Annotated in this window: 17 protein-coding genes; 5 read left to right on the plus strand and 12 right to left on the minus strand. The window is 46.8% G+C overall.

The genetic code is table 11. The annotated features are described in order from the left end of the window. The first annotated feature begins 10 nt into the window (after positions 1-10). Positions 11-433, plus strand: coding sequence for a YwpF-like family protein (locus tag BCOA_RS24765; RefSeq protein WP_014096780.1), 423 nt, complete (start codon positions 11-13; stop codon positions 431-433). Between the two features lie 31 nt (positions 434-464). On the opposite strand, the gene BCOA_RS24770 is transcribed toward BCOA_RS24765, so the two are convergent. The 4 genes from BCOA_RS24770 to BCOA_RS24785 all read right to left on the minus strand — a co-directional run bounded on the left by BCOA_RS24770 (position 465) and on the right by BCOA_RS24785 (position 7041). Next, on the minus strand, positions 465-899 hold the full coding sequence (locus BCOA_RS24770) for a DUF4944 domain-containing protein (RefSeq protein ID WP_014096781.1): 435 nt from the start codon (positions 897-899) through the stop codon (positions 465-467). 87 nt (positions 900-986) lie between these two features. After that, the gene (locus BCOA_RS24775) at positions 987-3788 is read right to left on the minus strand and encodes a DEAD/DEAH box helicase (RefSeq protein WP_014096782.1); all 2802 of its coding nucleotides are present in this window, start codon (positions 3786-3788) and stop codon (positions 987-989) included. Beyond that, complete coding sequence (locus BCOA_RS24780) at positions 3772-5367, minus strand: hypothetical protein (RefSeq protein WP_014096783.1); 1596 nt, start codon at positions 5365-5367, stop codon at positions 3772-3774. Before BCOA_RS24780 ends, BCOA_RS24775 begins: the two co-directional genes overlap by 17 nt. A 210-nt stretch (positions 5368-5577) precedes the next feature. After that, positions 5578-7041 carry an ISLre2 family transposase gene (locus BCOA_RS24785; RefSeq protein WP_014096784.1) on the minus strand — a complete coding sequence of 488 codons (1464 nt, stop codon included), beginning with the start codon at positions 7039-7041 and terminating at the stop codon, positions 5578-5580. A gap of 336 nt (positions 7042-7377) precedes the next feature. On the opposite strand from BCOA_RS24785, the gene BCOA_RS35325 reads away from it, so the two are divergent. Continuing rightward, complete coding sequence (locus tag BCOA_RS35325; RefSeq protein WP_013860706.1) at positions 7378-7521, plus strand: Lmo0850 family protein; 144 nt, start codon at positions 7378-7380, stop codon at positions 7519-7521. Between the two features lie 97 nt (positions 7522-7618). Here BCOA_RS35325 and BCOA_RS24790 read toward each other — a convergent pair whose 3' ends face one another. The 3 genes from BCOA_RS24790 to BCOA_RS24800 form a co-directional block, all read right to left on the minus strand. Next, entirely contained in the window at positions 7619-9001 is a 1383-nt protein-coding gene (locus BCOA_RS24790) for a hemolysin family protein (protein WP_014096785.1), read from the minus strand. An 82-nt stretch (positions 9002-9083) separates the two neighbouring features. Continuing rightward, complete coding sequence (locus tag BCOA_RS24795) at positions 9084-9512, minus strand: MerR family transcriptional regulator (RefSeq protein ID WP_017551150.1); 429 nt, start codon at positions 9510-9512, stop codon at positions 9084-9086. A 161-nt stretch (positions 9513-9673) separates the two neighbouring features. Next, complete coding sequence (locus tag BCOA_RS24800) at positions 9674-10987, minus strand: hemolysin family protein (RefSeq protein ID WP_014096787.1); 1314 nt, start codon at positions 10985-10987, stop codon at positions 9674-9676. Between the two features lie 432 nt (positions 10988-11419). On the opposite strand from BCOA_RS24800, the gene BCOA_RS24810 reads away from it, so the two are divergent. The 3 genes from BCOA_RS24810 (at position 11420) to BCOA_RS24820 (ending at position 15182) form a co-directional block, all read left to right on the plus strand. Further along, complete coding sequence (locus tag BCOA_RS24810; protein ID WP_014096788.1) at positions 11420-12193, plus strand: hypothetical protein; 774 nt, start codon at positions 11420-11422, stop codon at positions 12191-12193. Between the two features lie 418 nt (positions 12194-12611). Next, positions 12612-13679 (plus strand): D-alanine--D-alanine ligase, encoded by a 1068-nt coding sequence (locus tag BCOA_RS24815; RefSeq protein WP_014096789.1) that lies wholly within the window; start codon positions 12612-12614, stop codon positions 13677-13679. A 126-nt stretch (positions 13680-13805) separates the two neighbouring features. After that, positions 13806-15182, plus strand: a complete 1377-nt coding sequence (locus BCOA_RS24820) for a UDP-N-acetylmuramoyl-tripeptide--D-alanyl-D-alanine ligase (protein ID WP_014096790.1) — start codon at positions 13806-13808, stop codon at positions 15180-15182. A gap of 1118 nt (positions 15183-16300) precedes the next feature. Here the strand turns inward: BCOA_RS24820 and BCOA_RS24825 are convergent. The 5 genes from BCOA_RS24825 to BCOA_RS24845 all read right to left on the minus strand — a co-directional run bounded on the left by BCOA_RS24825 (position 16301) and on the right by BCOA_RS24845 (position 23377). Further along, a complete protein-coding gene (locus tag BCOA_RS24825; RefSeq protein ID WP_014096791.1) occupies positions 16301-17968 on the minus strand; it encodes a glycoside hydrolase family 13 protein in 1668 nt (555 codons plus the stop codon). Beyond that, a complete protein-coding gene (locus BCOA_RS24830) occupies positions 17965-20247 on the minus strand; it encodes a glycoside hydrolase family 65 protein (protein ID WP_014096792.1) in 2283 nt (760 codons plus the stop codon). Before BCOA_RS24830 ends, BCOA_RS24825 begins: the two co-directional genes overlap by 4 nt. A 29-nt stretch (positions 20248-20276) precedes the next feature. Continuing rightward, on the minus strand, positions 20277-21119 hold the full coding sequence (locus tag BCOA_RS24835) for a DUF1189 family protein (RefSeq protein WP_014096793.1): 843 nt from the start codon (positions 21117-21119) through the stop codon (positions 20277-20279). A gap of 97 nt (positions 21120-21216) precedes the next feature. Beyond that, positions 21217-22068, minus strand: a complete 852-nt coding sequence (locus BCOA_RS24840) for a sugar ABC transporter permease (RefSeq protein ID WP_014096794.1) — start codon at positions 22066-22068, stop codon at positions 21217-21219. Between the two features lies 1 nt (position 22069). Then, positions 22070-23377 carry a carbohydrate ABC transporter permease gene (locus BCOA_RS24845; protein WP_014096795.1) on the minus strand — a complete coding sequence of 436 codons (1308 nt, stop codon included), beginning with the start codon at positions 23375-23377 and terminating at the stop codon, positions 22070-22072. Between the last annotated feature and the right edge of the window lie 169 nt (positions 23378-23546).

Genomic DNA, 23546 nt, shown 5'->3' on the forward strand with positions numbered 1-23546 from the left:
GAGGAAAGGGATGAAAACATTTAAGATCCTGTCACTTACCATTTTGAATGACGGCGAACGGGTGTCGATTCCGTTGATTGACGGGTTGATTCTGAACAAGGAAGACGGAAGGGGCACCTGGCTGATTGAAGCGTACACGGAGCGCAAGTATTTGCCGTTTTTTGCGGAAAGAGAAAAGCAGCAGACGGAGCTTGATACCGAAGTCGTGATCACTTACGAGAACAATGATCCGGCACCGCTTTCGACCCGGGTTAGGGGAATAAGAGAATTTGACGGGACGATCAGCGTTCTGCTCGAAGGGAAAATGCGCTCGAGACGGATCGCGTATGCGGAAAAACTGCTCGAGGAGCTGGTCCGCGAAGGGTATGAAGGCGAGCAATTAATTGAGGCATTTAAAGAAAGATTAAACGGAAAAGGCCGCTCTGCGTCATAAAACAGAGCGGCTTTACGTGTATTTTTCAGCACTATTTTTTCTTTTTTAATGGAATGACTTCCTTATGGACTTTGTTATTTTCTTCCCAATAGATAATGACTTTTGGATGTTCTCCTTTTTTCGGCGCATCTGTATACTCCACAAATCCGGTGTCCGGTGACACTCTTTCTTTCACTTCCGTTTTGTCTCCAACTTCCATTTTACCACCGATCCAATATTGCGATTTCAAGACATACACTTTCTTTTTTTCTTTTTTGGAGCCATTCCAAATGAAATCTCCAGAATAGTTAACATCCTCATATTTCTCTCCGTTATACGATAATACAGCAGTCCATTTGCCGCTCTTACTGTGGCCCACCCATTTTGGATAGCTGGGCTTTTCCTTTTCATAAACAACCACACCAACTATGATTCCAATAACAACAACGGCAGCAATGATACCAATAATAGCCCAAGACTTTTTCATGGTTACGTCCCCTCCTTTTCATAGATAATAATAAATATTCAAAAAATAACGGAAGGGGAGGAGGCATAAAGTGGTACTCCTCTCCCTTTAACTTTGCAGCAAAACCAAATGTTTCAATTCGTCATCGGACAGCTCAGTTACCCAGTTGTCACTTTGGATAATTTCGTCGTTCAGTGCCTGTTTTTTTTCAAGCATGGCGTCAATCTTTTCTTCAAGTGTGCCGGTCGCAATCAATTTATGGACATGGACAAACCGCTGCTGTCCGATGCGATGCGCCCTGTCTGTTGCCTGGTTTTCAACAGCCGGGTTCCACCAGCGGTCATAATGAATGACATGATTGGCCGCTGTTAAGTTCAAGCCCGTTCCCCCGGCTTTTAAGCTCAGGAGAAAAACAGGGAACGCCTTGTTTTGAAAATCACGGATCAACTGGTCGCGTTTTGCTTTCGGCATGCTTCCGTTTAAAAACGGAACGTCAAGACCGAACAGCTCCTTCATCATTTGCCGAATCATCTGGCCCATCCCGATATACTGGGTGAAAATCAGGCATGATTCTCCCGTATTCAAAATGGCTTCTGTCAGCGTGGCCAGTTTTTCCAATTTAAATGACCGTTCCAAAAGGTGCGCCGGTTTTTCTTCTTTCAGAAACAGGGCAGGATGGTTGCACAGCTGCTTCAGCCGGTTCAGCATCTGCAAAATCAGCGCTCTTCTGCCAAGCCCGCTCAGCTGGTCGATCCCCTTAAAAGCATTTTGCACCGTTTCTTCATACAGAGCCGCCTGCTCCGCCGTCAGCGGGCAATATTCTTTTTGCTCCAGCTTTTCGGGCAGATTCAGTTCCACATCCGGATCTTTTTTCGTCCGGCGTAGCAAAAACGGCTGAATGAGGCGCTTAAGCTCGCGGATTTTTTCTTTCGATCCATCCTTTTCGATCGGGGCGATGAACCGTTTTTGGAACTGCCTGAACGTGCCCAAATAGCCTTTATTGGTAAAATCAAAGATCGCCCACAGTTCTGAGAGCCGGTTTTCCATCGGGGTGCCGGTCAAAGCAATATAGTGCCTGCCCTTTAGTTTCCGGATCGCCCGCGACTGTTTCGTCTCCGCATTTTTAATGTTTTGCGCTTCATCAAGGGCGATCGTGCTCCATTCCACAGCTGACAATGCCTCGAAATCAAGGTTGGCAATCCCGTAGCTCGTCAGTACAACATCGGCATGTTGATAGTAATCCCCCAGTTTTTCTTTTTCCCGGTTCGGTCCGTAATGGAGGGCGACATTTAAGCTGTTTCCAAATTTTTCGATTTCCCGCTGCCAGTTGCCGAGGACAGATGTCGGACAGATGATAAGCGCCGGTTTTTCCGGCTGTTTCGTATATTTCACATGGAGAAGGTAAGCGATCAGCTGCACGGTTTTCCCAAGCCCCATATCGTCTGCCAGTACGGCGCCAAACCCGCAATCACGCAAAAAGGCAAGCCAGTTTAAGCCGAGCTGCTGGTACGGCCGCAAATCGCCCTGAAATCCGGGCGGGATCGGGACGGATGGCATTTCGGTCAGATGGGAAAGCTTTCGGATAAACTTTTTTAATGACTGGTTCAGTTCAATTTGAATCCGGGCGAGCGCCTGCACATCCTCTGTTTCTTCTTCATCCGTTTCCTCTTCGGATTCGGAAGTTTGTGCGAGCAGATCCTGAAGATGGAGCCCCTCTTTTTTGGCTTTTTCCATAAGCGCCTGCAGCGATCGAATCATCTTCGGATCAAGTGTGATCCACTCGTCTCCCGCTTTCACAAAGCGGCGCCCCTTGTTGATCAGATTTTGGAACGCTTCTTCGCTCATTTCTGCCCCATTTAAGGAAATCCGCCAGTCAAATTCGAGCACCGTATTAAGATTAAAAAAAGACCGGTAGCTTGTGTTTTTTTTCAGTTTAGCTTTCAGCCGCATATTGGCGTTTTTAACGGATGACCACCAGGACGGCAGCATAATTTCGACACCGAGCGGGAGAAGCTTTTCGCTGGCGTGAACGAAGAATGCCCATGCTTGGTTTTCTTCGAGTTCATTGCGCAGCTGCCCGTTTTCATCATGAAGCCAAGGGAACAATTTTCCCCATCTTGCCTGTTCGAGCCGGATCTCTTCTTCAAATGGCTGCCATTTTTTATACAGCTTTTGCCGAGGGTAGACGAGCAGCCGTTCCGGTTTATCACGGTCGCGCAACACGGTCTCAAGCTTCCAGTACCCCCCATCCGTGTCAGGTTCAAAAAGGCGGATCCCAATTGTAAAGGGGAGGGACGCTTCGCCCGCCCATAGTTGAAAGCGTCGCTTGTCAAAATAGGAGGTGAGTTCCTGGTTTGTAAAGCCTGATTTTTTCAGCTCCATGAATTGCCGCTTCAATTGCGGCCGGCTGGCGATAAAAGAACGGGCCGCTTCTCCGTACCATTCGGAGAGCACGCGCGACAAAGGTTTTTCATCCAGCTCCCGGTCCCAAAATGACGGGTTGAACTCGTGGATGACGGTATCAGGCAGCTCTATCGCCCATGCTTCTTCTTCCGGAAGTGCAGCCGCTGTCGCAAGCCAGCCGCCGCTTAAAACGGCATCAAGCAGCACGGGAGCCACAGCAAGATAAATTTGCCCGCGTTCATCCCAATCCCATCGCAACATCGAACTGAAACCTTCTTTTCCGAGCAGGGACAAAAGCGTAAAGCTGTCGGCCAAAATCCCGCTGCGGTTTCCGAAACGCGTGTACGGTATGAAGGCGCCATAAAAACTTTCTTCATGCCACATCAACAAAGACGGCGCCCAGTAGGAAGGATCGGCTTCGTTTCCGGCCCGGTCTTCGGCATATAAGAAATAACGCCCGCCCGGATCCGGTTGTATATTGATTTTTACATCATATTCCATCTGCATCGGTCAAATTTCCCCTCCTGCATTCTTCCTGAAAAGCGCGCATCCGTTTTGTCCGTTCCTTGATTTCGTCAAAGAATGCGTACCACCTTTCCTCTTCATGGCGTTTCCGGTAAATGGCTTTTAATTTTTTCAAATAGCGGACGGCTTTTTGATAGGACTTCCGGTTTTTTTCCCCGATACAGATGCCGACCGCCCGGTGGTAAAGAGGGAGGAGGACTTCAGGTGCTTGCTTTGCAACCCGTTCGAGTTTTTCTTTTGCCATATCCTCGGGTGTATTGCCGATCAGTGTCTGGAGTTCCGCCCACTCCCTGTATCTTGCGGATAAAAATAAAATATCCCCGTATTTCGGGGCGCTGACAGGCAAAAAGGCGCGGTACAGTTTTTCCAGTAATTTCAGCTGCTGGGCGGAGAGCGCCTGTTCATTGATGGAGCGGAAAAACATTCGCATATAGGCAGCCTTGTCATAGTCATCCCCGCATGTTTCCAAAAGGCGCGGGATCATCGGTAAGGCAGCGGAGATATAGCGGAACAGTCTCTCGTCCGCTTTCAGTTCCAAGAACCAGTACGGCATATATACGGCTGTATTGACGCCGCTTTGAGCCAGCTGCCTGAGAAAAAACAGCGCGGTGTCGTCATTCCCGAGCAAAAAGGCGAGATGGATGAAGCAGAGCACCTTCGTGGAGGAGAGATTTTCACCGGCATCAATGCTGTTTAAAATTTCCTTCCTTAAACGCGCCTCTTCCTCTTTCCGCCAATTTTCTTTCTTTAGCAGGCGCGACCAGAGGATTCGGTAAAAATCAACGGTTTCAAGTTCGTAGAGGGATACACTTTCTGCCAGCTCACGGGTGTTTTCGCGGAAATAAGCGATAAACGGATCAAAAACAAACGGGAGCGCTGCGGACGACAGCTGGTTTGCCGCTTCTTCCGCTTCGCCGGACAAAAATTGCATGAGAGCCGTGGACGAAAAAAAGTCATTTTTCAAACAAATCGTGTTAATGTACTTAAACAATTCATAGGCAGCAGTCAGTTTGTAAAGCGGCTCCCATTCCCGTTCGACAGGCAAAAAAAGGGTAAGCCGGCGGTATACTTCCCTTGCCGAGAGATCGAGAAGAAATTCATCATTCACATTGATCTCTTCAAAAGCGGTATGGAAATCGTCCAGCCACATGCTGATGTTTTGCCCGGATGTTTCCGCCTTTTTCTCCAGCAAATCGCTTGCCCGTTTCACGGATTGCAGAATGTCCCCGTCCGTACTGCGTCGCTTCCACTCCCGGACCCAGTCAAACACACTGTTTTCTTCACTATAGGCAGAGAAAAACAAAGCCATCAGGTGGCGGCAAAAACCGTCATGGGGGCAGGAACAATCAAAAAACAACGGGTCAAAAAGATCCAGCCCGCAATCCACCGGTGTCACATCCTGAACTTTCCCGCGCAAAAACCGTCCCGAAATCCGTTTGTCATGGACTAGATGCTGGCGGTACAACAGCAGCCCTTTTTGCACCAGTTTCTGGTGGGAATCGCGCTCCGGCTGCAAATGGTTCTGAAGTTTTTTGGCATAATCATTCAGTAAGGCGGCCATAGGACGACACACTTCCTTAGTAAAATATGTAAACAAAAAGCAGGTAGCTGCTTCGATTGTGACAGATGATAATTCAACTATTTAGCATAATACACATTTCCGTTGATGTCCAGTGCGGAAAGGAGACAGTATGTGTCAAGTTTTTCTCGACAAGGTTTAAATATCGGGTATTCCTAGACACTCTTTTTGTACACTTTCGGCTACCGTGCTTTACTTGCTCGGTGTAATTTTCGGAAAAGATGTAGTATTTTCGTATAAAGATGGATAACGGGGATGTTGAGGCGCGCGAAATTCACTCGCTTTCCGCGGGCGGCCGGCGAGCCTCCTCGCTCGTACCTCGCTGCGGGGTCTCTCCTGGCTCGCTTTTCCCGCAGGAGTCTCGTAAATTTCGCGCGCCTCAACGATCAGTCCCCACTGATCCAGGCTTAAAACGAAAGCTCTAATATTTTGCTTAAATGTCCCATTGAGTATGCCTTGTTTGATTTTCACCATGGCTTCTGCGCCAAGTTCACTCCAATGCATGCCCCTTTTTTTCATCCTGAAGGAGATATGCCTTTGGTTCGATTCCATCGCTCCTAGGCCTCTCGCACCTTCCGGCACGTTTTTCACCCTGTCTCTCCAGTCAAAAATGCGGTCCCAGTTTTTCAAGATATACGAACGGAATTCCTTGATTTTCTTGAGGGCCTTTTTATCCGTCAAGGTGCTTTCGTGCGTATCCAAATATAACGTGAATTGGTCCAGATCATGCGTTCTAATCGCTTTTCTAATTTGCTCCTTGATCTCGCTCTTTCCGCCCCCAAATGTCCTTATGATGGCTTGTGCAACGTGGTAGGTATCCAGCTGGTTGAGCACCGGAAATTCCGACTGTGAGAAAGCTGTTTGAAACCGTTCAGCTGTGTACCCAGCACCTCCATCACTGTTTGTAATGACTTGCGCTTTTTCGAGGGAATAGGTGTTGGCAGCTGTGGCTTGGACTTCATCCCAAAATGTCTGAATGTCTTCCGTCGTCATGATGACTGTGGGCTGACGCAGGGAGACCCTTTTTCCATTGGTTTCCCAACCTTCATAGAGAATGGCATGGTGGACTTCCATACTCTGTTTCTTTTCCAGTCCCCGGATGAATACGCCATCTGCTTCGGAAAACAGGTAGTCTACCTTCTTCCCATCAGGCAGTGAAGCAGCTATTTCCATCTCTTCTACAAGGGCCTTGTCGGCTTCCACCTGCGTTTTTCCTACGCGTTTCACCATTTCCCCTACAGTTGTATGACTAAGACTCACGGCTGTCCATTCTTTTAAAATATTCGCCACCTCCCGATAGGTGTTCTCACTTGCCAACTCTGCCACCTTTAATTCCACTAACGGGCTATATCTCTGGTGGGGTACCAGCCCCAAGCATTCATCCAAGGGATAATGTGAGTTCCCTCTCTTATCACGCATTAATGAACGTTTAAAAGTCACACTTCCAAATAGAAACTGAACGCTTCTGTTATCACTACGGCAGTACTCCCAGCCTTCCTCCAACTTCTTTTGTTTAATTGTTTTATCTAACTCCTCAAATACATCCCCAACCCATTGTGTAAAAACCTTCTGCATCAGAATTTTAATTTGTTCTTCAAATTCCATAAGACTCTTTGTACCCTTTAATAATCCAGCAATTATTGATATAATATCCATGGGAAGACCTCTCTCTAGATGTTCATTCAAGGTGTACATTTAGATGATAGAGTGTCTTCCCATTTTTTTCCACTCATTTGCCCCTTCGAGTAAAATTTTACACATACAAGGAGACAGCTGCAACCGGTCTATTTGTTCTTCTCGCAGACTTATGAAAGGAAATCAAACAATTTTGATGAAAACCCTTATATTTTTTTAATTTTTTTGCTATATTAAGAGTAAGACAAGAAAATTTTCATAAAACTTTAAGAAATGCCGTGTAAAATCCTATATAGATGGGAATACATATACAGATAAGGAAACAGTACGGAAATCCATGATAGATGAGGTGGTCGTATGAAAAAAAACCATGATCATTTAATAAAGATGATATCGGCCTTTTCGGAAATGGGAATTAAAACCTCTTTTACGAAATCCCGGCTGGAATTGTTCGAAGTGCTGGAAGGGAGAAAGTTGCAACCGGTTTACAAAAAACATTAATTCCTGTTTTGCGGAGCGGAAAAACGCGGGCGACCAAGCGATCGTCCGCGTTTTTTTGGTTTTGGCTTGCACCGAGGCAGGTTTTTGCTGCCTTCCATTACTCAAAAGCTTTTAACATTTCAGGATGTCCGGATTCATTTTGAAGCATGGACACGGGTTCCTGTTTTGCAGTTTGAACCGCCGGCCGTGCCGCTTTCTTTTTCACCTCGATATAGCGGATATGCATATCTTCCATTTCACTGATCGTAAAGGTGTAATCCCCGAATTCAACCGTGTCGCCCTGCTTCGCCTCGATCTTTTTGGTTAAAATCCAGCCGCCGAGGGTATCAATGTCTTCATCGGAAATTTGTGTGCCGAGCAGGTCATTCACTTCACTGATCAGTACTTTCGAGTCGATAATAAAGTGACCGTCCTTGACTTTCCGGATCAGCGGCACCTCATCCATGTCAAATTCGTCACGGATTTCACCGACGATTTCCTCCAAAATATCCTCGACCGTCACAATGCCGCTCGTGCCGCCGTATTCATCAAGCAAGACGGCCATGTGAATGCGCTCTTTTTGCATCATGACGAGCAGCTCATTAATCGGAATCGTGTCGATCACGCGGATAATCGGCCGGACATACGCTTCCAGTGACGAAGGGGGAGCCTGTTTTTTCAGTACATCGGTTAAGACTTCCTTTAAATTGATGATCCCGATAATATGGTCCTTATCTCCGTCAATGACAGGGTAGCGGGTAAACCGTTCTTCCTGCACGAGGTCCATGAACGTCCGGAGGGAATCACCTTTGGAAAGGGAGACAATCTCGGTTCTTGGCACCATAATTTCTTTCGCAATCCGGTTATCAAACTCAAAAATTTTATTTACATATTTAAACTCTGATTGATTGATTTCACCATTTTTATAGCTTTCAGACAGGATAAACCGCAATTCCTCTTCCGTATGGGCGACGTCATGCCGGGATGCGGATTCCATCCCAACCATTTTTGTAATCAGGCCGGCAGAACTGTTCAATAGCCAAATAAACGGGTACATCAGCCTGTGGAACAAAATTAACGGCTTTGCTGCAAGAAACGTAATGGTTTCCGCTTTTTGAATCGCAACTGTTTTTGGTGCAAGTTCTCCTGCCACAACATGCACAAAGGTAATGACAGCAAAGGCAAGGATGACGGAGAAAACGGCGCCAAAAGACTCCGGAAGATGCAACAGCCCGAACACGGGGGCGAGAAGATGCGATACGGTTTCTTCTCCGATCCATCCGATCAGAAGCGAAATGATGGTGATGCCCAATTGGCAGGTCGATAAATACTCATCAAGATTTGTGATGATGTTTTTTACCGAAATCGCTTTTTTGTTTCCTTCTTCGATGAGTTGGTCAATCCGGGAACTTCTAATCTTTACGATTGCAAACTCTGAAGCTACAAAAAAAGCGGAAAGTGCGATTAATATAAAAATCAGCACCAATTTAAATATGTCCAAATAAGTTTCCCTGCTCCGAATAGAGACGGGGCAGGAGTCACCTCCTGTATTTTTACAAAATTGAATGATTCTATTCCCGATTTTAGTGCCAAACCACTTCCCTGTTTAAAATGGAGGAAAGGGACTGGACGAGTGCCAGGCTGTCTCCCGATAATTGATTGCGCAATGTTTCTTTTTGCGCTTCCGGCAGTTTTTCCAGATTCGGTGTTATATCCTTCAGTTCCGTATTGAGCTGTTTTAGCTGTTCGGAGAAGAGGTTCAATTGCTGGATTAAGGCATGTGCATTCAATATGCCGTTCCTTCTGCATTCCAGTTTGGCCCGGATCGCCTTCAGCGGAAGATGCATTTTTTTGCATTCTTCTATAAACTGCAGTTCGTTTACGGCGTTTTCGTCATAAATCCGGTAATTTGCACCGGTACGTTGTGGTTTTAACAGCCCGAGCCGGGTGTAGTAATCAATGGTCCGTTTTGAAACATTGGCAATGGATGCTAATTCCCCGATGCGGTACAAAGCCCCATTGGAATCACCCCAATCTCTGAAAAAGCACACTTATATTACGACTATTATAAAACATAAATACCATACAGTCAAACGTATCGGTTAGAAATAAAATGTAATTAGGAAAATTCAATTTATTCAAAAGCAGGAAAAACCAGGTTGCGCAGCCCCCGTTAGGAGGAAGCTGCTTCCTGTTTTTTTGATACTTCCACATACAGGACGTGCGAACCTTCCATATCTTTTACTTTAAAGTCATACGATTGGAACGGCACGGAATCGCCCTTTTTTAAATCGTATTTCTGTGTCAACAGCCATCCGCCGATCGTATCCACATCATCATCGGGAATTTCGATCGCAAGGAGGTCATTTACATCTTCAATCAGCACTTTGGCGTCCAAAATATAATGCGCATCCCCGATCTTTTGGATAAGCGGGATTTCATCCGTATCAAACTCGTCCCGGATTTCACCAACGATTTCCTCTAAAATGTCCTCGACTGTAATAATGCCGGCAGTCCCGCCATATTCATCCAGTAAAACGGCCATATGGGTGTTGTCCTTTTGCATGCGAGCAAGAACACCCTGAATCGGTACCGTTTCAATGACATGGATAATCGGATTAATATACGGTTCAATCGTCGCATCATCCCTGAGATCCGGGTTTGAAACACAATCCGTCAGCACTTCTTTCATGTTGAGCACGCCGATGACATTGTCCTTGTCCCCGTCTGTAACCGGGTAGCGTGTATATTTTTCAGATTGTGCCAGCCGGATGAGATCGGCAATCCGGTCACTCTTGTCGACCGTGACTACTTCTGTGCGGGGAACCATAATTTCTTTTGCGATCCGGTTATCGAATTCAAATATATTGTTGACATATTTATATTCGGACTGGTTAATTTCACCGCTTTTTAAGCTTTCCGACAGGATAATCCGCAGTTCTTCCTCCGAATGGGTGATTTCATTGTCCGATTGCATGTCGTAACCGAGCGCTTTTGTCACAAGCCGCGAAGACTTGTTCAGCGTCCACGTAAAGGGATACATGATTTTGTTGATGAAAATCAGCGGTTTGGCGACGAGCAGCACAATATTTTCTGCTGTCTGGATAGCAATATTTTTCGGTGCAAGCTCCCCAACCACGACGCTGAAAAAGGTGATGATGAGAAAAGAAAGAATAAAGGTCACCACGTGGATGAGTGTACCGGGAACATGGAGTTTGATTAAAAGCGGATTAAAAATCACCCTTAATGTCGGCTCGCCCAGCCACCCAAGAACAAGAGAAATCACGGTGATGCCCAGCTGTGTTGTCGACAGATAGCTGTCCAGGCTGGAGATTACTTTTTTGGCGGAAGCGGCTTTTTTGTTGCCTTCCGCAATGAGCTGGTCAATTCTCGATGTTCGCACCCTTACGAGAGAAAATTCCGAGGCGACAAAAAACGCATTGGCCCCGATTAATAAGACAATAATAAGCAATTTGATCGTCAGCATGGTTTGTCCTGCCAAGAGATGCAAAAACGAATCGTTTTACATGGCCCCTGATTCGGCAAGACATGCACCTCCTTAAGAGACTCTTCCTGTATACTGTTCCCGAAAAACAGGAGAAAAAACGGGGCTTGCCCGGGAACAAGAAAGTAATTCGTCGTTTTCTGTATATTCCTATCCATATTTTGAATCATTTCAATCAGAACTGCAAGCACAAGGCGCATCTTCTCCCGGTAAAAATGATCATACTGGTTTAGGGGGTATATGGTTTTGCATTTAGTGGAAATACATTATAATCATCAATGAGGATAAAGGATGCACGATTTTCAGATAGGAATGAAATAAAAATCCAATTTTTTTGCCAAATTTGCTAAAATAAAATTATGAGAACTGGCAGGTTTAGTCCATAACATGTTCTGCACAATCGGGGGTAATCGTTTGAAAAACCATGGTGGCAACAGGGAGCTCATATATGTTCACGCGAATGAAGTGAATCACTATGTTTTATTGCATGGCATCTGTTTTTATGAATTTTACCATGCTTTTCCCAATTTGACGAATCTCCTTCTTCTCCGTCATCAATTTGAGGCAGGCACTGTAAATTTACATACGCTGTTTGAATATGCGGATGAGGAAACGATCGGGCGCCTGCTAGAAGAAGACATTTACAGCTACGGGGATTTTTGCTGGGTGGATTTTGAGGATGAGGAAGGGCTCGATCTGCTGGAGGGGTATGAAATTGCGGAACTGCTGTATCTGAGCCATATGAAACATCATTTGCGGATGCCTTTTTACCGGAAATTAAATAACCATTTCGTCTATTTATCGCAGGATGACGGCTACTACAGCAAAATTTATTTCCGTTCTTTCCGTGATTTTTATGCGATGCTTGGCTATGTGGTTGCCGAGCGGATCAACAGGATCAAAGGAGAGAAACCGTTTCTGTTCGGGCGGAAAAAGCGGAAAGCATTGCCCGCTATCCCGGTGGAGGTGCTGTTGCCGCTTTCGGAGAAGATGAAGGAAGGGATGGTTATTTCGATGGAATATGCCGTGCAGACCCGGGTGCAAATTGAAATCCCGTTTTGGACGATCGGCGATTTTCATGATATGGATGAAATGCACGAAGAATATGCCGCCATCTCCGGCACGCCAATCGATGGAAAAATGGTCTATGATCGCAGGATGCAGGAATGGAAAATTTTAATTCATTAGACGTCCATGCTGCAGTGAAAAGTAGCTGGCGCGTTTTACGATAGAAAAGCGGGGAAGGAAGCCACCCCGCTTTTCATGATGCAAAATCCTCTTCAACGTCAGGGCCGATCCCCCGCATTTCAATGGTATCGGGTCCTGTTTTATTTTTAAAATGGATAGCGGCGGAAAACCTTTTTAGTAAAACCATCTTTAGGGCTGCAGACGACGGCGTTTTTTAACGGGCACCATCTTTCAAGTCGCAAAGCGCAACGGGAAACAGCCCCCTTTAAAAAAATCCTGAACAAATCGTGTTACACAAATGCCCGTTTTGCCATACAATAGGGAAGAAACTGAACAAATCAAAATGGCAAATTTGGCGCACACCGGGTGTGTAAAATGTTAAAATAGGAATATCCTGTTCGTATGATGGAGGATGACAATGAAAAAGAAAATCTGTTTGCTTTACGGCGGGAAATCCGCTGAACACGAAGTATCCCTGCAAACCGCCAAAGCTGTAATACAGGCCTTGGATCACGAAAAATACGATATTTACCCCATCTTCATTACAACGGAAGGGGACTGGATAAAAGGGCCGCTTTTAACCGGACCTGTTGAAACCGTGAAACAACTTGAGTTCCGTGACGGAAAGAAAATGGCCCCCAATGCGCTGTCAACCACTGTATCGGGTGAAAAAGGCGGCTATGACGTCATTTTTCCGCTGCTGCACGGGCCAAACGGGGAAGACGGCACCGTACAGGGCATGCTTGAACTGTTAAACCTGCCGTATGTCGGAAACGGCGTGCTTGCCTCTTCAGCCGGAATGGATAAAGTAATTATGAAAAACCTGTTTGCACAAGCCGGGCTCGACCAAGTGAAATATGTTTCTTTTATCCGGAGTGAATGGGAAAATGCGCTCGAAACCTGTTTTCAACAAGTGGAAGAAAAGACCGGCTACCCTTGTTTCGTCAAACCGGCGAATCTCGGTTCAAGCGTCGGGATCAGTAAGTGTAAAAACCGCACGGAGTTGGAAGCAGCATTTAAGGAAGCCTTTCAGTACGACCGGAAAATCATTGTCGAAGAAGGCGTCACGGCCAGGGAAATTGAACTTGGCGTGATCGGGAATGACGATCCGCAATGTTCCGTTGCCGGCGAAATTGTCGCGAAAAAAGATTTTTACGATTATAAAGCGAAATACGAAGACGGGGAAACGGCGTTAATCATTCCGGCCGATATTCCCGAAAAAGTGTATAAAAAATGTACCGAAGCTGCGATTACAGCATTTAAAGCACTCGACTGCTCGGGGCTGGTGCGTGCTGACTTTTTTGTGACAGAAGACGAACGGGTGATCATCAATGAAATCAATACGATGCCCGGATTTACACCGTTCAGCATGTTTCCGCTTCTGTGGAAAGAGGCAGGGCTGGATTACCCGCAGCTGATCGAAAAGCTGATTGAACTTGCCCTGGAGCGACATGCGGAAAAACAGCGGATTAAATATACTTTGTAACGGGGTTTGGAACCATTCTGAATGGTTCCCGTTCTGAATTTTAAGCGGACGAGATACTTTCCAAATCTTAGTTTGGAACCATTCTGAATGGTTCCCGTTCTGTTTTCAAGGAGGAAAAGAGCGAAAATGATCAAACGGACGATCCGGGAAATGACCGGAATGATCCATGTGGAAGACGGGGAACAACTGCAACACAACGAAACGCTTGTACATGGCGTATGCATTGATTCGCGCAAAATCGAAAAAGGGAATCTGTATGTGCCGCTTACTGGCAGACATGCGGACGGCCATCAATATGTGGAAGACGCGTTCCGCAGAGGCGCAGCTGCATCCCTCTGGCAAAAAGATGTGCCAAACCCGCCGGCGAACGTGCCGCTTCTTATCGTGGAAGACACAGAGAAGAGCTTGCAAGAACTGTCAAAAAGCTACCGGAACGCCTTGCGGGCAAAAGTTGTCGGCATTACCGGCAGCAACGGCAAAACGACAACAAAAGATATGGTCGCCTCCGTCCTTTCCGAAAAATTTAAAGTGCAAAAAACGGAAGGCAATTTTAACAACCACCAGGGCGTTCCGTTAACGCTTTTGTCCCTTGATGAAGACACGGAAATCGCCGTAGTGGAAATGGGCATGAGTGCAAAAGGGGAAATTTCTTTCCTCACATCGATTGCCCGCCCGGATGTGGCCATTATTACAAATATCGGTGAGGCGCATATTCAAAATCTCGGTTCCCGTGAAGCGATTGCCGATGCAAAACTCGAAATTACAGAAGGCCTTCCGGAAAACGGGCTGCTGATCTATATGGGGGATGAACCGCTTTTGCAGGAACGGGTGCCAAACATTACCGGCATCCGAACAAAGACGTTTGGCAAAGGGCACGGAAATGATCTTTATCCGGTGGAATGGAAACAAGAGACAAGCGGCAGCACGTTCCGGACAAATGCATCGGGAGATATCGATTTTTATCTGCCGGTCCTTGGTGAATACAATGTCATCAATTCGCTTGCCGCCATTCTTGCCGGCCGCGAGTTTGGCATGCCATTTGAGGAAATCCGCGCAGGGCTTGGGAAAACGAGGCTGAGCGCAATGCGGATGGAAATGGCGGACGGCATCAACGGTTCAAAAATTATCAACGATGCATATAATGCAAGCCCGACGTCGATGCGTGCGGCCATCCGGTTGGTGGAGCAGTTTGAAGGAACGGGCCGGAAAATCCTTGTGCTCGGGGATATGCTTGAACTGGGTGAAAAGGAAGCGGCGTTTCACAGGGAGGTTGGCCGCGACTTGAATCCCGAAAAAATTGATTTTGTTTTTACATATGGCAAGTTGGGCCGTCTGATCGCGGAAGCTTGCGATTTTCCGGACAACCGTGTGTTTGCGTTTGAGGACAAGAAGCGGTTGATCGATATGTTGAAAGGAAAAATCGGAGCCGGCGATTTGGTTTTGGTCAAAGCCTCAAGAGGCATGCAGCTGGAAGAAGTGGTCAAGGCCATTACGGTTTCCTAAATAGATGATACGTGAAAGACAGCTGCCAGTTTTTTCCGGCGGCTGTCTTTCATTTTTGGCAAAGGATATTTTCCGGCAAGCTTTGTCATGTGGAATGGAGATTGGACGGGTTCAATGTAAGGGAAGCGGTCGGGAACTTGGCTATAGAGTGTGTCTATGTGAAGGAAGCTGGGGAAAATGAGCTTGTTCCTTAACATAGAACGAGTCCATGTTAAGGAAACGAGAGAAAATGAGATGCTTTCTTAACATAGAGGTGTCTACGTTAAGGAAGCGGAGGAAAATGAGCTTGTTTCTTAACATAGAGCGCGTCTACGTTAAGGAAGCGAGGGAAAATGAGATAGTTTCTTAACATGGAGCACGTCTACGTTAAGGAAGCGAGGGAAAATGAGGTGCTTCCTTCACATAGAGCGCGTCTACGTTAAGGAAGCGGAGGAAAATGGGCTTGTTTCTTAACTTAGAGCCCGTCGTCTACGTTAAGGAAGCGGAGGAAAATGGGCTTGTTTCTTAACATAGAGCGCGTCTACGTTAAGGAAGCGAGGGAAATGAGATAGTTTCTTAACATAGAGCGCGTCTACGTTAAGGAAGCGATAGAAAATGAGGTGCTTTCTTAATATAGAGCGCGTCTACGTTAAGGAAGCGGAGGAAAATGGGCTTGTTTCTTAACTTAGAGCCCGTCTACGTTAAGGAAGCGGAGGAAAATGGGCTTGTTTCTTAACATAGAGCGCGTCCACATTAAGAAACCGAGCCAAAAAGGATCTCTTCCTTCACATAGACCACCTCTAAGTGAAGCAAGCGGGGGAAAAAGCCGGCCTTTCTTCACATAGGCCGCATCTACGTTAAGAAAGCGGTCAGAATTTCGTTCAAAAGTGATCGTAGGGAGGCGTCTGCGATAAGAAGCGGGACAAATTCCAGCCATATCTCCTGCGAAAGAAACGTGCCTAGACTTTCAGCCAAAAATCTACCAAACCAAAGAAACAGCAAAGAGCCCCTCATACGCAGGATAGAGGGCTCTTTGCATAAAAAAGCAACCGGGCAAAGCGGAGGCGTATGGCGGAGCAACCGCCGTACAAACACGCTCTTTGCATCCAAAGGCAATCGGGTGAACATAGCACAAAAATCTATTTTTCCAGATAATAAATTCCTGCTTCATACGGGCGGAACAGCGTGCTGGAGCGCGTATCTTCATAGTTTCCAAGCAGCAGTTTCCAGTTGCCATCCGGTTGATCAAAGCTTACCGTGTTTTCGCTTAAGTTGGCGGCAACGAGCAGCTTTTCCGATTCATTCTCCCTCGTGTATACGTACAAATGCGGATGGTCCGGCATCAGCAGCTCATACCGGCCGTCTGTAAACACATCATATGTATGCCGCAGCTTGATCAGAGATTGATAGTAATAAAAAATCGAATTCGAATCTTGAAGCGCTTTTGCTACGTTGATCTCCGGATAGCGGTCGTTCACTTTAAGCCACGGTTTTCCGGTTGTAAAGCCGGCATTCGGACCGCTGTCCCACTGCATCGGCGTCCGTGCATTGTCACGTCCTTTTTTTCGGACAGCTGTTAAAAATTCATCCTTCGTCATGATTTGATTTTCCAGTACGAGTTCTTGATAAGCATTCCGGATTTCAATATCATCATATTCTTCGAGTTCAAGCGCGGCATTCACCATCCCGATTTCTTCCCCCTGGTAAATAAAAGGGGTCCCTTTCAGTCCGTGCAAAATGGTGGCAAACGCTTTTGCACATTCCGCCCGGTACGTTGTATCATTGCCCCAGCGCGATACAACCCTTGCCTGGTCATGGTTTTCAAAGTAGAGCGCATTCCAGCCGGTATCCGCGAGCGCATATTGCCAGCGGGAAAGGATTTGTTTCAATTCAATGAGGTCAAAAGGCTTCAGAGCCCATTTGCCGGCAGGGCTGCCTGGTTTCGTATCGACATCCATATGTTCAAAGTTAAAAATCATATTGAGTTCATGGCGGTCCGGCCCCGTATATTTCTTGGCGATTTCGACATCGGATCCAATGGCCTCCCCGACAGTCATGCAGTCGTATTTCGACAGCACTTCGCGGTTCATTTCCTGGATGAACGCATGGAGGCGCGGCCCGTTTGCATGATACTTGCCAATGTCGTATTTTTGCCCTTCCGGAAGTTCATAATCAGGAAAATCAAGAAACTTGGAAATCGAGCCGATCACATCCATGCGCCAGCCGTCCACCCCTTTATCCATCCAGAACTTCATCATATCGTAAATCTCTTTCCGCACTTTTTCGTTTTCCCAGTTTAAGTCAGGCTGTTTCTTTGAAAAATAGTGCAAATAGTATTGCCCGGTTGTTTCGTCGTACTCCCAGGCGGAACCGGAAAACATCGAACCCCAGTTGTTCGGAGGGGTGCCGTCCGGTTTCGGGTCTTTCCAAAAATAAAAGTCGCGGTACGGATTATCCTTCGATTTCCGGCTTTCGACAAACCAGGCATGTTCATCGGAGGTATGGTTCACGACAAGATCCATTACGATTTTAATCCCGCGTGCATGGGCTTCGTCAAGCAGGCGGTCCATATCTTCATTTGTCCCGAACATCTTGTCGATCTTGCGGTAGTCACGGATGTCGTAGCCATTGTCATCCTGCGGCGAGTCGTACACCGGGCTGATCCAGATGCAGTCGATCCCAAGTTTCTTCAAATAGTCGAGCTTATCCATAATTCCCCGCAAATCGCCGATCCCGTCACCATTTGTATCATAAAAACTACGCGGGTAAATCTGGTAAACAACGGCTTTTTTCCACCATTCTGTCATGACAGCTCATACTCCTTCGTGTACGTATTTGTTAGATGGATGAATTCCCCGTATAACTTCAATTCAAGCGGTTCGCCTTCCAAAAGGGAGATGGTGACTTCTTTTTTGTTTACTTTCACTTCAAGGAGGCGGTGCCGGTAATTGATTTTAAATGCGTATTCATCCCAGTCTTTCGGTAAAAACGGCACAAACGACAATGTTTCATGGAAGGTGCGCATGCCGGCAAACCCGTGGACAATGGAAAGCCAGCTTCCGGTCATGGACGTGATGTGCAGCCCGTCTTCCGTATCATGGTTATAGTTGTCAAGATCAAGCCGGGACGTGCGCTTATACAGTTCGACCGCTTTGTCTTCTTTTCGAAGCTCAGCCGCTAGAATCGCATGGACGCACGGGGAGAGGCTCGATTCATGGACGGTGAGCGGTTCGTAAAATTCAAAATGGCGCCGCTTTTCTTCTATTGTAAACGCATCATTGAAGAAATAAAACCCTTGCAGTACGTCAGCCTGCTTAATATAACAGGAGCGCAGAATCCGGTCCCATGACCAGTGCTGATTGAGCGGCAGATCTTCTTTCGGGAGGCAGCTAACTGGTTTGATCGGTTTATCCAGGAAGCCGTCCTGTTGTAGAAAAATGCCCAGCTCTTCATCATACGGAAAATACATCCGGTCGATAATATCCTGCCAATGCGCGCGTTCTTCTTCCGTAATATTCAGCGCGGCTGCTTTTTCCGCACCGGTAAAATCAAGGGACGCAAGGGTATATTTAAGCGTCCAGACGGCAATCCGGTTTGTGTACCAGTTGTTGTTGACGTTGTTTTCATACTCGTTCGGGCCGGTGACGCCATGGATCATGTATTTTTTCTTTCGCTCGGAAAAATGGACACGGTCGGCGAAAAAGCGGCTGATCCCGACGAGGACGTCAATCCCGTACTGGCTGATGTAGTCTTTGTCGCCGGTGTAATTGACATAATTGTAAATGGCATAAGCAATGGCGCCGTTCCGGTGAATTTCTTCGAATGTGATTTCCCATTCGTTATGGCATTCGATCCCGGTAAAGGTGACCATCGGATATAAAGCGCCTTTCAGCCCGAGTTTTTTTGCGTTTTCATACGCTTCTGGAAGCTGATGGTAGCGGTAGAGCAGTAAATTTCTTGTGACTTCCGGCGTGGCAACGGCCAGATACATGGGTACGGCATAGGCTTCTGTATCCCAGTACGTCGCGCCGCCGTATTTTTCGCCGGTGAAACCTTTCGGGCCGATGTTTAAGCGCGGATCATCGCCGTAATAGGTCGAAAAAAGCTGGAATAGGTTAAAGCGGATCCCTTGCTGGGCTTCCGGATCGCCGGAAATGCGGACGTCTGCTTTCTCCCACCGTTTATGCCAGGCTGCTGCGTGCTCCTCGTACAGCTTTTCGTACCCGTTTTCCAAAGCCTGTTCAAGCAATTCGTAGGCGCGGGGGAGGAGCGCATCTTTTTCATAGTCCCGGCTTGTCGTGACAGAAACGATTTTATCCAGAAGGAGCGACTCGTTTTCGCCGAGCGTTTTTTCATATACGTGGCCGGCATAAAGCGTATCCGACTCACAGGAAGCAAGCGTTGCCTCCGTCAGATTGCCCATGGCGGCAGCTACGGTAAAACGGGGAACACCGAACGGGTTTTCAATTGTTTCCGTGACAACCGCGGCCTTGTCTTCCGTTGCTTCAGACTGGATTTCCGTCCAGAACATTTCATCATAATTGGCGTCTTCGTTTTTGACATTGCCGTCCAGGAAAGGTTTTAACGTGAGGACGGCCGGATTGCCAAGATTGGTGGCACGGATTCGGATCGCGGCAATTTCTTTATAGACAATGCTGAAAAAACGTTCAAATTCAATTTTGACTTTCTTGCCAGACTTTTCGACAAGATAGGAATGGCGCAAGACGGCATTTTTCATATCAAGTTCCAGTTGAAATTGTTCGAGCGGGTCCAGAAACAGGTCAATTTCCTCTTGATCAATCCAGACGCGCAACCCGACAAGATTGACTGCGTTAATGACCTTTCCGAAATAATCGGGATAGCCGACTTTCCACCAGCCCACCCTTGTTTTATCCGGGTACCAGACCCCTGCAATATACGTGCCCTGGTGATGGTCCCCGGAATAAGACTCCTCGAAATTCCCGCGCATTCCCATATAGCCGTTTCCTAAAGAAGTGATGCTTTCCTGAAGCCGAATATGTTCACGGTGGAGCTTCGTTGTTTTTAAAGTCCATTCATCTACATCGAAAAGCCGGTTATAATACATTAGAAATCCTCCTCGTCAGCATCTTGTATTTACATGTCGTCCGCCAGAAATTTTGTTTTTAAAAAAATCATCGCAATGAAAAGCACCATGCCCAGTGATTGGATCATCATCATTGTTGCAGCACCTGCGCCGGCAAAGCCTGCCAACATGGCAATAATGGACGGAACTCCTGCTGCAGATAGTGTAATGGTTGCAGCCTGTTTCAATGACCGTATGCCGGAAAAACTTGAAAAACGTGTCAGCCAAAGTATCAGGGACACTGCCCCCATTAAAAGTATATTGCTGAAAAGAAACAGGATTCCGATCAGGCATGAAACAAGCGGAATCAGGTTGACTTTATATTGCCGGAACCAGAGAGCGCCGGCAAAAGAAGCAAGGTCACGGCCGTTTTGGATCGTGATCTTCTCGTTTCCGGCCGGGTAGCGGACGGAAAAGCCAAAGCCGTTTTCATCAGCCAGAATGAGCCGGTCTTTCCGGAAAAGGAGCGCATTTTTGTAATGCGTGACTTTTGTATGGTAACGGCTTTCTGAAACGGCAGCGGTTTTGCCCGGGTCAAAGGAGATAATCGTATCTCCGTGATCCTTTGTCCACGCGTTGCTGGATTGGAGCATGCCGTTTTGAAAGGAAAGGACGGCGTTTTGCCCGGTATATCCGGTTTGCACTGCTTCGTATAAATGCGGCGCCACTTGCTTTAAACTGATATTTCCTGCCCGCGCAAAAGAGAGTGAAAGCGGGGCAATCAGGCAGGCGTTTAAAAAGAAAAAAATGAGAATCAGTTTCCAAACGCCAAGCGCGCCCCGGTGCCGGAAGATTTTTACGGGTGAAACGATCGTCGCAAAATAACCAGCAGGGAATCTTTGAATCTGTTCCATAAGCAATCCCACATTTCAATAAAGTATGCTATGTTTTTTTACAAGTTTTTTCCGCATGGGCCGGCAGCTGTTAAAGCTGTTCATCTCGTTACGCACTTTATCCTTTTGTGCCCCCCGACGTCAGCCCGGATACAAAGTTTTTCTGCAGGAAGAAAAACAAAATACAGATTGGCAGCGCGGCTAAAATGGCGCCGGCAGCAAAGAGCGTCACCTTTTGCTGGGTCGGGTTGGAAATAAATTGTTGGAGGCCGACCGCCACGGTTAAATGTTCTGGTGTCCGGAGCAAAAATTTAGCCAGCAAATAATCCCCGAACGGCCCCATAAATGCCCAGAGTGCCTGGACGGCAAGCATCGGTTTAACAAGCGGGAGCACAATTTGCCAAAATACGCGCAAATGGCCGGCTCCGTCAATTCTTGCCGATTCGTCCAAATCGCGCGGCACCGTATCGAAATAACCTTTCATCAGCCACGTATTCATCGGAATGCCGCCGCCAACATAAAGCAAGGTTAAAAACCAGTACGTGTCGAGCGCGTTCAGGATATTCGCCAGGACATAAAATGCGGTCAAGGCCGCCATTGTCGGAACCATTTGGATGATCAGGAAAAAGACAAGGCTGTACTTTCTTCCTTTAAAACGGTAGCGGCTGTAAGTGTAGCCGGCAAGCGTCACGATGACGATCTGTAAAACCATCGTTGCTACCGCGATGATAAGCGTGTTTTTATACCATTCCGGATACAGCGTCTGGGTAAACAGCTGGCGGAAATTGTCCAATGTCCAGTGGGAATGAAAATCCAGCTGGAAGGAAACGATATTGGACTCCCGGAAAGCAGACGACGCTGTAATGAGCAATGGGTACAGAATGATCACACTTAATAGGATTAAAAATGCATAGGTGAAAAACCGGTTCCAGAAACGGGTAAATTTTTGATTTTTCATTAACGTCTTCATCCTACATCATCTCCTCATTGCCGAAAGCGTTTGTCTTTTTAAAGGCGATCATCGAGACGGCAATTACAATAAATGAAATCATAAGGGTAATCGCCGCGGCCATCGCGTACTGCGGCGATGTCCCGGTCGTCAGTTTATAAATCCAGGAAATTAAAATATCGCTCGACCCGGCCCCCGCTCCGACACTGCCCGGCCCGCCGTTATTAAAGAGATAAATAATTGAGAAGTTATTAAAATTAAATGTGTACTGGGTGATCAGAACAGGCGCGGTGGCAAATAAAATCATCGGCAGGGTAATCCTGCGGAACTTTTGCCAGAAATTTGCGCCGTCAATGATGGCGGCTTCATATAAATCGCCCGGGATCGACTGCAGAACGCCGGTGACCATCACATAAATATACGGGAAACCGAGCCATGTCTGGATCATGATCAAGGCCACTTTTGTCCAGAACGGATCCGTTTTCCACGAGATGGCCGGAATGTCGGTAAACAGAAGATGGTTGAGCAGCGGAATGACCTGGGCATTGATGGCACCGATACTGTCATTGAAAATGTTGGAAAAGCTCATAATGGTAATAAAGGCCGGCACCGCCCATGGCAGCAAAAAAATGATCCGAAACAGCTTTTTCCCTTTGATAAAAGGCTGGTTTACCACACAGGCTGTTAAAATGCCGAGCACAATCTGGCCGGTGGTCGCGCATAATGTCCAGATGATTGTCCAGCTGAGCACACTTGTAAACGTGGCCCGATACGAGCTAAGCGAAAAAATATTTAAGAAATTTTTGATCCCGACCCAGTCAATCAAGCGGAAAGGCGGAATATGATAAAAATCATAGTTTGTAAAAGCAGTGAACAGCGTCACAAGCACAGGAAAAATGATGACGAATGTCATGGCCACATAGGCCGGAATCGTCAGCAAATAAGGAAAGCCTGCATCCCATGCGTTTTTTAAAATGGCCTTGGTGGATGTGTTGGCTGTCCCCTTTAAGTTCCAGATGGCGGCAACACGCCGGGCATCATAAATATTCAGCAAATAAAAAGCTAGAAAAATTGCGATCAAAATGATTTGCAGGGAACCCTTGATCATCAGAAACAGCGAATGGTCAACCCGCGGGACAGAACCCAGCGTGATAAAATCGTTTATTGCCGGGATGCCTGCTACGATCATTTGGATGGCAAAAAGGATAAAAATAGCCAGAAAAAGGACGCCTTTAAAAGGCTGCTTGTTATAAAACTGGCCGAGCCCCGGGATCAGGGAGAAGAAGCCGGCTTTTCGGACATCCTTCAGTTTATTCGGTTCGGTTTCCATTTTGATTACCTCGTTTCTATATTGGTCTTTCCAAAAAATCCCGCTGGCAGATTTTCATGCTGCAGCTATAGAAAATGAGCGAAACATGGCTACTTTGTGCCTTTTGCAAATGGATGACTTGGTCTTACGTCCATGTGATACAGCGCTGCAGTTTTGCGGCAGGGACACC

It is taken from the genome of Heyndrickxia coagulans 36D1 (genome assembly GCF_000169195.2).
GTDB classification, from domain to species: Bacteria; Bacillota; Bacilli; order Bacillales; family Bacillaceae_C; genus Weizmannia; species Weizmannia faecalis.

Excerpts from the sequence above, each read along its gene's own strand:
- BCOA_RS24775 (WP_014096782.1), bottom strand. The coding sequence starts at position 3,788 with ATGCAGATGGAATATGATGTAAAAATCAATATACAACCGGATCCGGGC.
- BCOA_RS24845 (WP_014096795.1), bottom strand. The coding sequence starts at position 23,377 with ATGGAAACCGAACCGAATAAACTGAAGGATGTCCGAAAAGCCGGCTTC.
- BCOA_RS24815 (WP_014096789.1), top strand. The coding sequence starts at position 12,612 with ATGAAAAAGAAAATCTGTTTGCTTTACGGCGGGAAATCCGCTGAACAC.
- BCOA_RS24765 (WP_014096780.1), top strand. The coding sequence starts at position 11 with ATGAAAACATTTAAGATCCTGTCACTTACCATTTTGAATGACGGCGAA.
- BCOA_RS24825 (WP_014096791.1), bottom strand. The coding sequence starts at position 17,968 with ATGACAGAATGGTGGAAAAAAGCCGTTGTTTACCAGATTTACCCGCGT.
- BCOA_RS35325 (WP_013860706.1), top strand. The coding sequence starts at position 7,378 with ATGAAAAAAAACCATGATCATTTAATAAAGATGATATCGGCCTTTTCG.
- BCOA_RS24780 (WP_014096783.1), bottom strand. The coding sequence starts at position 5,367 with ATGGCCGCCTTACTGAATGATTATGCCAAAAAACTTCAGAACCATTTG.
- BCOA_RS24800 (WP_014096787.1), bottom strand. The coding sequence starts at position 10,987 with ATGCTGACGATCAAATTGCTTATTATTGTCTTATTAATCGGGGCCAAT.
- BCOA_RS24785 (WP_014096784.1), bottom strand. The coding sequence starts at position 7,041 with ATGGATATTATATCAATAATTGCTGGATTATTAAAGGGTACAAAGAGT.
- BCOA_RS24770 (WP_014096781.1), bottom strand. The coding sequence starts at position 899 with ATGAAAAAGTCTTGGGCTATTATTGGTATCATTGCTGCCGTTGTTGTT.
- BCOA_RS24835 (WP_014096793.1), bottom strand. The coding sequence starts at position 21,119 with ATGGAACAGATTCAAAGATTCCCTGCTGGTTATTTTGCGACGATCGTT.
- BCOA_RS24820 (WP_014096790.1), top strand. The coding sequence starts at position 13,806 with ATGATCAAACGGACGATCCGGGAAATGACCGGAATGATCCATGTGGAA.
- BCOA_RS24840 (WP_014096794.1), bottom strand. The coding sequence starts at position 22,068 with ATGAAGACGTTAATGAAAAATCAAAAATTTACCCGTTTCTGGAACCGG.
- BCOA_RS24830 (WP_014096792.1), bottom strand. The coding sequence starts at position 20,247 with ATGTATTATAACCGGCTTTTCGATGTAGATGAATGGACTTTAAAAACA.